At 56.1% G+C, this 10,236-nt stretch carries 7 protein-coding genes; 5 read left to right on the forward strand and 2 right to left on the reverse strand.

Annotated elements, in window-relative coordinates:
* From BMZ36_RS13995 to BMZ36_RS14020, 5 genes are all read left to right on the forward strand, one after another.
* Positions 1–1,374, forward strand: a 1,374-nt coding sequence (locus BMZ36_RS13995; RefSeq protein ID WP_177187900.1) for a tannase/feruloyl esterase family alpha/beta hydrolase, incomplete at its 5' end; no start/stop codon positions are given.
* A gap of 170 nt (positions 1,375–1,544) precedes the next feature.
* On the forward strand, positions 1,545–2,684 hold the full coding sequence (locus tag BMZ36_RS14000) for a porin (protein ID WP_091198317.1): 1,140 nt from the start codon (positions 1,545–1,547) through the stop codon (positions 2,682–2,684).
* Positions 2,685–2,805: 121 nt separating this feature from the next.
* On the forward strand, positions 2,806–3,393 hold the full coding sequence (locus tag BMZ36_RS14005) for a DUF3237 domain-containing protein (protein WP_091198321.1): 588 nt from the start codon (positions 2,806–2,808) through the stop codon (positions 3,391–3,393).
* A 145-nt stretch (positions 3,394–3,538) separates the two neighbouring features.
* Entirely contained in the window at positions 3,539–4,669 is a 1,131-nt protein-coding gene (locus tag BMZ36_RS14010; protein ID WP_177187901.1) for a porin, read from the forward strand.
* Positions 4,670–5,393: 724 nt separating this feature from the next.
* The gene (locus BMZ36_RS14020) at positions 5,394–6,578 is read left to right on the forward strand and encodes an MFS transporter (RefSeq protein ID WP_091198331.1); all 1,185 of its coding nucleotides are present in this window, start codon (positions 5,394–5,396) and stop codon (positions 6,576–6,578) included.
* 61 nt (positions 6,579–6,639) lie between these two features.
* On the opposite strand, the gene BMZ36_RS14025 is transcribed toward BMZ36_RS14020, so the two are convergent.
* A complete protein-coding gene (locus tag BMZ36_RS14025) occupies positions 6,640–7,464 on the reverse strand; it encodes a substrate-binding domain-containing protein (RefSeq protein WP_091198333.1) in 825 nt (274 codons plus the stop codon).
* A 112-nt stretch (positions 7,465–7,576) separates the two neighbouring features.
* Positions 7,577–10,141, reverse strand: coding sequence for a bifunctional aconitate hydratase 2/2-methylisocitrate dehydratase (acnB, locus tag BMZ36_RS14030; RefSeq protein ID WP_091198338.1), 2,565 nt, complete (start codon positions 10,139–10,141; stop codon positions 7,577–7,579).
* Between the last annotated feature and the right edge of the window lie 95 nt (positions 10,142–10,236).

Genomic DNA, 10,236 nt, shown 5'->3' on the forward strand with positions numbered 1-10,236 from the left:
CTGCATCCGGCGTTTGGCGACATTCTCGGCGGCGGACCGCGCAGCAACGGCCTGACCAAAGGCTTCGCCGTCATCAGCTCCGATGCCGGGCATGCCATGGAAAAAGTTCCGGGCATCGGCGGCGGGCTCTTCGGTGTCGACCCGCAAGCACGGCTGGACTACGGCTACAACGCCGTCGCCCAGCTGACCCCCATGGCCAAGAGCGTGATCGCCGCCTACTACGGCAAGCGACCGGACAAATCCTACATCGTCGGCACCTCCAACGGCGGGCGTCACGGCATGGTGGCCGCAGCGCGTGACAGCGGCGAATACGATGGCGTACTGGCCACGGCCCCCGGCTATCGTCTGCCCTATGCCGCACTCACCCAAATCGCCGATGCCCAGCAGTTCGCCAAAGTGGCCGCCCAAGATCCCAAGACCGGCCGGCCCGATCTCAATACCAGCTTTCCGCCAGCCGCGCTCAACCTGATCGCCAACAAGGTGCTGGAACGTTGCGATGCGCTCGATGGCCTGAAGGACGGCATCGTTTCCGACCTCATGGGCTGCCAGAAAGCATTCAATCTGGCTCGCGACGTTCCCACCTGTGCCGCCAAACCGAATGGCCAATGCCTGACCGCCGAACAAAAGAAAGTGATGGCTGAAGTGTTCGCCGGCCCCAAGTGGAAAAACGGCCAACCCGTCTACAGCGCCAAAGCCTGGGATCCCGGTTTGGCAGGCAAGGACTGGGGAACGTGGAAGTTCAAGAACTCGGTCGGTCCGCGTGACCCGCTGTCAGTTGGCTTTGCCTTCTCCACCCCGCCGGTTTCGCCCAAGGAAATGGACGGCAAGGGCACCTCGATCATCGACTACGTCATGAAGTACGACCTGGACAAGGATGGCCAGAAGATTTTTGCCAAAAACGCCACCTACACCCAGTCCTCGATCGAATTCATGCTGCCGCCCGAAGCTGAAAAGATGAGCAACTTCGTCGCCCGTGGCGGCAAGCTGCTGGTCGCCCACGGCTCCAGCGACCCCGTGTTCTCGGTGCTGGACACCATCGACTGGTATGAAAAGTTCAGCGCATTCCACGGCCAGGCAGCCCGAAACAGCGCCCGCTTCTTCATCGTTCCCGGCATGAACCACAGCCGCAACGGCCCGGCCACCGACCAGTACGACATGGTCGATGCGCTGGTGGCCTGGGTTGAACAAGGCAAAGCGCCGGATGCGATTGTCGCCACAGCACGAGGCAAAGGCTCCAACCTGCCCAACCCGGAAGTGCCGGCCTCCTGGTCGCCGAACCGTACCCGTTTGCTTTGCGCCTACCCGCAGATTGCCCGTTACAACGGCAAGGGCGATTCGGAAGTGGCAGCAAGCTTCAAGTGTGTAAATCCGTAAAGCGGTTTGTAAATCGGAAAGTTTGCCCAAGGGAACTGCTCCGCTGCCTGCCGATTTGATTCGGCGGCAGCGGGTAGGGGCTTAAGAGCACAAAGTGCTGTGGTGCAAGGTTGGCCATTTGATTTGCGTGCAATTTTGAAAACTCGATCAAATTGACAAAGGTAATTCTCATGAAAAAGGTTCTATCAATTGCGGTTGCCGCTGCGTTTGTTGCGCCGGCTGCTATGGCGGAAGTTACGGTGTATGGGTCATTGCGCACGGGGATTGAATATTCCAAAGTAACCGATAACGGTGCAGACAATGACATAACCCGCGCCCGTTTGGTGGATTACGATTCGCGCATTGGCTTTAAAGGTTCGGACAAACTTGATAATGGAATGAAACTCCAATGGCAAGTTGAAAATGCTGTCAAGGTTGGTAATGGAAGCACGACGCCCGGCTGGAATAGTAAAGGCGCCTGGATTGCACTGCGTCACCAGTATGGCGATGTGCTGGTGGGTAGTTATTACGATCTTTCGGCTCAGCTGCTGACGGCTGTGCTTGATTATGATGTTGTGACGCCGGGCTTGACATGGTGGCAAGGGCTTGGAAATAGCGTTGAAGGCTATGTTACTACCATGAATACCAAGCATTCCCTGGGCGTTGCTCGCGATGTGTATTCCGGCTCCCCTGCTTTGAATAACGCCATTACATATATTACGCCGGATATCAATGGCTTCAAAGGTAAGGTTCTGTACGATTTTGGAGCCAAGACCGCTGCGGTTAACAATAACGGCATGCAAGCTTCTTTGACCTATAGAAGCAAATTGTTCAATGTCGGCGGCGCCTACAAGCTTGTCAATGACAGCTACCAGTCCGGCAATGCAACCACCTTGAATGCAGAGGATTACTACAAAAATTATTCCGTTGGCGCAAATATCCAGCCCGTTGCAGGTTGGAATATCTCCGCATTGTGGAACCGGGCCAAGGTGCGCAAGAGCTCTAATGAAGTCTGGCAGGATGGCTGGGCAATTGGGACCAGTTACAGAACCGGCAAACATGGCGTCGGTTTGCACTATGGCCGTGTAGGCGACTACACCAAGAATGGCAGCAAAACCTCTGATACGGGCGGCTATGCGCTGGGCGCCCAATACTCCTACAAGCTGAGCAAGCAAACCATGATGGCTGCTGCTTTGGGCTTGAACCGCAATGACAAGTACTCGGCGATGATTCTGCCGGCGGCGACCAGCTTTAACGAAGGCGGTGCTGTTCCTGTCAATTACGGGGCAAAAATCATGGAGGCCACAGTCTCAATTCGTACCGACTTTTAACTCATGAAATAAACCCGAGCCTCCTTGCGTCTGACAGGGTGCTCGGGTTTTTTTGTATGGCTCATTTCGTGGTGTTTGTTGCCAAATTTGTTGTTTTAGAAATTTATCAAGGAGATGTGAGATGGACCATGAACGACAGGGAAATGACGTAATAAATCGTCGTAGTGTGTTATTGGGTGGTCTGGGTTTGGCTTTGACAGGAGGTGCTATGGCAAATCCTGACAATGGACGTGCAAATACCTCTGTAGTGAGCACTTCCACGACATCAAAAATTCCGATGTATTTGCCAAGAACAGAATTTGTTCTTGAGGCCGTTGTCGAGGTTGGAGGAAATAGTGCCTTGGGGAATGGCCCGCTTGGTGAACGCAGAATGGTGGCAATTACGGGCGGCACATTTGAAGGCCCTGGTTTGCGCGGTACGGTGTTGCCCAACGGGGGGATGGACAGGCAATTGATTCGCCGGGATGGAATCAAGATTCTGGATGCATTGTATGAGCTTAAAACCCACGATGGGGCAGTGCTGACTGTACATAACAAAGTGATTGTTGATGAAAGCATCAAGCCTCGTTATGCCTTTTCTGCCGTGGAGATTGCAGCCCCAGATGGCCCGTATGCGTGGTTGAACCGTGTGCAACTGGTCGGTATGCATGCGGGTAGTTTGCGCCCGGCTCGACAGGCCGTCGTGATCCGGATTTACAAACTGGTTTAAGGCTAATCCAGCAGTAAGTCCACCGAATCCTGGCTGTTGTTGTCGGTTAGCAGACCGCTCGGCGTCGGGACGTTTGACGCAGTTTTGCGTTGTTATTGTGGAAGTTAAATCAATCAGCTTTCAAATTTTTAAAATGGTGAATTTCATGAAAAAAATTCTTTTCGCCACTGTAGCCTCGGCTTTTGTTATGCCTGTCGCAATGGCAGACGTAACCGTGTATGGTTTTGCTGCAACCGGTGTTGAATATTCCAAGATTTCAGACAATGGTCCGAATGATCTGACCCGCGCTCGTCTTGTTGATTATGATTCCCGTATCGGATTCAAGGGCGCGGACAAGCTGGACAACGGGATGCAACTGTATTGGCAGGTAGAAAACAAGTATTACACCGGAAGCGGAGATAAGACGGGGTATTTTGGTGACCGTGATACCTTGGTAAAGCTGAAGGGGAATTTTGGTGAGATTTTGGTTGGCAAATTCTATGACGTGGCCGGCCAGACCATTACCAATGTTGCCGGCGCACAAGATTCTTGGACGCCGGGTCTGACCTATTCGCTGGGAACCGGTAACAGCGCAGCTGGTCTGGCTACAACGTTCAATGCCAAGCATGCATTTGGCGCTGCGAGCAATGTGTTTAATGGCGCGCCTCGGGTAAACAATGCTATCCAGTACAGTACGCCAAATATCCAGGGTTTCAAAGGCAAGGTGCTTTACGATTTTGGCGCAAAAACATCTGCATACAACCATAACGGCATGCAGGCTTCGCTGGGTTACAAGAGCAAACTCTTTAACCTGGGTGGCGCATACAAGCAAGTTAACGACAGCTATCTCTCAGCCAATTCTGCGACAGCAGCGGAAGACTATTACAAGAATTATGTGATTGGTGGCAATATCCAGCCCATTGATAAGCTGAATATTTCCGCGCTTTGGAATCGCGTCAAGGCGCGCAGTGGATCAGATGAGGCCAAGCAGGATGGCTGGGCAATCGGTGTGAATTACGCCATGGGCAAGCACGGCATGGGCGTTCACTATGCCAAAGTGGGTGACTACACCAAGAATGGCAACAAGGTCGGCGATTCCGGTGCTTATGGTGTAGCGGCACACTATTTCTACTTCATGAGCAAACAGACTCGCGCGTTTGTTGCTGCCAGTTTGACCCGCAACGACAAAAATGCCGGCCTGCAGATGCAGGCATCCACCAGCCTGACGAGCGGTATCACCGTAGCGAATGGCTCGAAGACAACGCTCGCAACGGCTGGGATTCGTACCGATTTCTAAGTGGTTGCTAGTGAAGATTTATTCTGAATTGCTACCATCGACACCGGCCTTGTGCCGGTGTCGTTTTGAGCTGGCTCTGGATGGACGTTAAAATTGAATGGATTTCATTATTGCGGGTGTGTGCAGAAGCGGGGGCGTTCCGGTTTTTTTGTCAATACCTTTTGTTGAGTTTTATCGAATTCATATTTAAATTAAATTTAAATATTGGCGCCTCTGGTTGTTGTAGGATTGTCGTGCTTTTAGTCGCTCTCATGCATAGTGGCATTGTTTTGTCCGTGCTTGATTTGTTGTCGACCGAGCCGATAATTTAGGCGGGCGCATGCATTTTTCTCTAACGGTTTTATTTGTGTGCCCAAAATGTTTATGGGTTGGGTCTTATTTTTCTCCCCGGGGCGATGTGCAAGAGGTGCCAGGGTGGAATGAGTGTCCGGAATGCGATTCACAACTGACCATGCGTAAAATACAGCAGCCTTTTGAGGGCGGTCAGAATATTGTTTGAATCAACCAGTAATGGCATAAATTGAAAATAAAATTTACCGATTTGTCCTGTGGTTGGAAATCTGTATGAATGGCCCTACAGGATTTCATGTTTCTTGATGGGCCAATGAAACATCTTCTTCGGCGCGCGTGCTGAATTATTGCCATTGTGTAATCCTTCCCTCGGAACAATGTCGTTGTTGGCGTACGATAGGCTTCTCGATTTTCCATTTTCCAAAGACAAGCGATGCCCCCGTCTTCAAAACCGGAAGCGCTGTGGACCCCGGCGTTCGTCCTGATTTGCCTGGCCAACTTCCTGACGTTCTTTGCCTTCTACCTGCTGCTGCCTGTCCTGCCGGCGTATCTGCTGGATGAATTTCACGCCAGCCGCTCGGTATCCGGTGCCGTGCTGGGCGTGTATACGCTGTCGGCATTGCTGATCCGCCCCGTTTCCGGCTATGTGGTCGATACGGTATCGCGCAAGCCGCTGCATGCGGTCGGGCTGTTGATATTTGTGGGGTTGTTTGCCGGCTATCCGGTCGCGGGGACCCTGTTGGCGTTTACCTTGTTGCGGGCCTTCCATGGCATGGCATTCGGCATGGTGACGACTTCCGGGAGCACGCTGGCGATCGACGTGATGCCGGCGAGCCGGCGTGGGGAGGGCATTGCCTTTTTCGGGCTGACCGGAAGCCTGGCGATGGCATTCGGCCCCATGAGCGGGCTGTTCGCCATGAAGAATCATTCCTACCATGCGGCATTCGTTCTTTCCCTGATTGCCGGCATCCTGAGCTGGATCATGGTGCTGTTCATCCGTGCCAAACCTCACCAGCGTACACCGCATAGTGCCTTGTCGCTCGACAGGTTTTTCCTGCTCAAAGGCGCGCACGGCTCGGTCAGTTTGTTGCTCTCCGCGTTTCTGTATGGCGTGTTGCTGTTCTACGTGGTCCTGTTTGCGCGTGAGGTCGGGCTGGAAAATGAGGCGGGGTATTTCTTTGTCCTGATGGCGCTGGGGGTTGGTTTGAGCCGCTTTGGATCGGGCAAGTTGATTGACAAGGGGCATGGCGTACAACTGATCGTGGCCGGAAAAGTACTGCTTTTTCTGGCGACAGCGGTTTTTGCGCTCTGGCCCACGCACTGGGTGTTCAATATCGGTTCTATTCTGATCGGTATGGGATGCGGGGTGATCGGACCCTGTTATCAAAGCCTGTTTGTCGATCTCGCACAGCACAACCAGCGAGGGACGGCCAATTCGACGTTTTACACCGCCTGGGATCTGGGGATCGGTTCCGGGGTGCTGATCGGTGGCGCTACGGCACAATGGCTCAATTATGGCGCGGCTATTCTGTTTGGCGCGCTTTTGGTGGTGATGTCGCTGATCTACTTCCTGTTTTTTACGGCATCGCATTACAAGGCGAACAAGTGTCCCGCTTGATTCGGTGGAAATAAAAGAAGCCCGGTTGGACCGGGCTTCTTTTATTTCATGAGTAACGCTGTTATTTCTTCTTGCCGTTGCCTGCCGTTGCCAGAGCGGCGGGTTGCAAGCCTTCCTCGATAATCAGGGGGTATATTTCCTTGGAGGTCAGGAATTTGACCAGTTCCTGAGCTGCGGCAGGTTCCTTGCTACCCTTGGCGACACCGGCCGAGAAAATGGTCACCTTCTGGTACGGGGCCGGGATCGGGCCGATCAGATCGACCGAGCCATCCTTGCCGGCAAACGGCACGATTTCGCTGATCTGCTGGAAGCCGATTTCCAGATCGCCACGGCCTACCCAGGTCGCAACACGGTCGCCCACGATGAGCTTGGATTTGCCCATGATGTGGTGATACTCGTTCACGCCAACACGCGGAAATACGTCTTTGGCCAGATGGGTGCCGCTGGCGCTGGCCGAATAGCCGATCGACTTGGCATCCAGCAGCACCTTGTCAAACTTGGCCTTGGTGCTGATGTCCGGCTTGGGCTGACCCTTGCGAACCACCATGCCGATCGAGGAATGGACCAGATCGACGCGGCTGCCTTTAACCGCAAAACCATCGGCGATCATCTTGTCCAGTTGACCGCTGGCCAGCATGATCAGATCAAAGGTTTCGCCGCGCTTCAGACGATTGGGGATCGCGGTCGGCGAGGCGCCCATGGACGAGCCGGAATGCAGGTTGACCTTGTGGCCGGACTTCTCTTCAAAAACCGGTTTCAGTTTTTCCATCGTGGCATAGAACGCGCCGGAACTGACGACCTCGATGGTGGCTGCGTTGACGATACCGGCAGCCAGCAGCAGGCCGGCCAAAAAGAGCGATCTGGCTTTTGAGGTAATGGATTTCATCTTGATCTCCTGTTGTGCGAGGTACGAATGCCGTTTCTCTTCGGATTCGGGGCGCAAGCCTCCCGCCACCCTGCAAGAGCAGGGTGACGAGAGTCTGTGCGCGGGGGGAGGTTTATGCCTTGTAAACGGACATCTGATGGAAGTTCATGTAGCGGTAGATCTTGGCCGAATCCTTCTGAACCAGTTTCATCCACTCCAGATACTCCGCCTTGGTCGGCAGCCGGCCTAGAGCCGAAGCAATCGCCACCACTTCAGCCGAGCCGAGGAACACCTGGGTGCCCACGCCCATGCGGTTCGGGAAGTTGCGGGTGGAGGTCGAGACCACCGTCGCACCCTTGCGGGCACGCGCCTGGTTGCCGAAGCACAGCGAACAGCCCGGCACTTCCATGCGGGCACCGACTTGGCCGAGGCGGGCGTAGTAGCCTTCCTCGATCAGGGTGTCGGCATCCATCTTGGTCGGCGGAACGATCCACAACCGGGTCGGCAGTTCGCTGGTCTTGCTCAGCAGGTGGGCTGCAGCGCGGAAGTGGCCGATGTTGGTCTGGCACGAGCCGATGAAGCCTTCCTGAACCTTGGTGCCGGCGACGGCGGACAGCGGCTTGATGTCGTCCGGATCGTTCGGGCAGGCGAGCAGCGGCTCGGTCACTTCGGCCAGATCGATTTCGATGATCGCAGCGTATTCGGCGTCGGCATCCGGTTCCTGAATCTGCGGATTCTTCAGCCAGGCTTCCATCTTCTTGATCCGGCGCAGCAGCGCTTCGCGGCTTTGATAGCCGTTGGCGACCATCCACTTCAGCAAGGCGACGTTCGACTTCATGTACTCGACGATCGGCTCTTTGGCCAAACGGACGGTACAGGCTTCGGCCGAGCGCTCGGCGGAGGCGTCGGACAGCTCGAAGGCTTGTTCCGGAGTGAGGTTGGGCAGCCCTTCGATTTCCAGAATGCGGCCGGAGAAGATGTTTTTCTTGCCCTTCTTCTCGACGGTCAGCAGGCCTTGCTTGAAGGCATAGTACGGAATGGCGTTGACCAGATCGCGCAGGGTGACGCCGGGCTGCATTTCACCCTTGAAGCGCACCAGTACCGATTCCGGCATGTCGAGCGGCATCTTGCCGGTGGCGGAAGCCAGGGCGCAGAGGCCGGAGCCGGCCGGGAAGTACACGCCGAGCGGGAAGCGGGTATGGCTGTCGCCGCCGGTGCCGACCGAATCCGGCATCGCCATGCGGTTGAGCCAGGAGTGCAGCACGCCATCGCCCGGTTTGACGGCTACGCCGCCACGCGAGTGGATGTAGGCCGGCAGTTCCTTGAACATCTTCACGTCCACCGGCTTCGGATACGCGGCGGTGTGGCAGAACGTTTGCAGGACCAGGTCGGCATTGAAGGTCAGACAGGCCAGTTCGTCCTGCTCGTCGCGGGTCATCGGGCCGATGGTGTCTTGCGAGCCGACGGTGTCCATGATCGGTTCGCAGTAGGTGCCCGGACGCACGCCCTTGCCGGCCGGCAGGCCGCAGGCCTTGCCGACGATCTTCTGCGCCAGGGTGTAGCCCTTGCCGGTATCGGTCGGGGTCTTGGGTTTGCGGAACAGGGTGGATTCCGGCAGGCCCAGCGCCTTGCGGGCATCGGCAGTCAGGTTGCGGCCGATGATCAGCGGGATGCGTCCGCCGGCGCGCACGCTGTCGAGCAGCACGTCGGTCTTGAGCTTGAATTGGCTAATGACTTCGCCGTTCTTCAGTACCTTGCCTTCGTACGGGCGCAGTTCGACCACGTCGCCCATTTCAAACTTGCTGACGTCCATTTCCAGCGGCAGACCGCCGGAATCCTGCATGGTGTTGTAGAAGATCGGAGCGAGCTTGGTGCCGAAGACATAGCCGCCGTAGCGCTTGTTCGGAACGAAGGGGATGTCCTGGCCGAGCCACCACAGCACGCTGTTGGTGGCGGACTTGCGCGAGGAGCCCGGTCCGACCACGTCGCCGACGAGCACCAGCGGATTGCCCTTGGCTTTGAGGGCGGCGATTTGCTTCAAAGGACCGATCTTGCCGGGCTCATCCGGGGTCAGGCCCGGACGCGGGAATTTGTAGATCGAGAGGGCGTGCAGCGGGATGTCCGGGCGGGTAAAGGCATCCTGGTCGGGGGAGAGGTCGCCGGTGTTGGATTCGCCGTTGACCTTGAGCACGGTGAGCTTGATGCTCTTGGGGACATCCGGACGGGAGGTGAACCACTCGCCGTTGGCCCAGGATTGCAGTACGGCCTTGGCGTTGGCGTTGCCTTTCTTGGCGAGCGCTTCGACATCCTTGAGTGCGCCGAAGATCAGCAGGGTCTTCTTCAGGCCTTCGGCAGCGGCGGCGCCGAGTTCCTTGTCGTTCAGCAGGGCAATCAGGGTCTTGACGTTGTAGCCGCCCTGCATGGTGCTGAGGAGTTCAACGGCTTTCTTCTTGGAGATCAGCGGCGATTTGGCTTTGCCGGTGGCAATGGCGGTCAGGAAGTCGGACTTGACCCGGGCGGATTCGGACACGCCCGGCGGGACACGATTGGTGATCAGGTCCATCAGGAAGGCTTCTTCACCCTTGGGCGGGTTGCGCAGCAGGAAGGCGACCGCGGCAGTTTGCGTCGGGTTCAGCGGCAGCGGCGGGATGCCCATGGCGGCGCGTTCGGCGGCATGCTTGCGGTAGGCATCGAAAATGACGGATTTGCTCTTGGCGTCATCCATCGGGATGCTGACCGGTGCGCTGCCCTTGGCGGCGGCGCCTTTGCCCTTTTGGGCAATCGCTTCCTTGG

Source organism: Formivibrio citricus (assembly GCF_900115065.1).
GTDB lineage: Bacteria > Pseudomonadota > Gammaproteobacteria > Burkholderiales > Chitinibacteraceae > Formivibrio > Formivibrio citricus.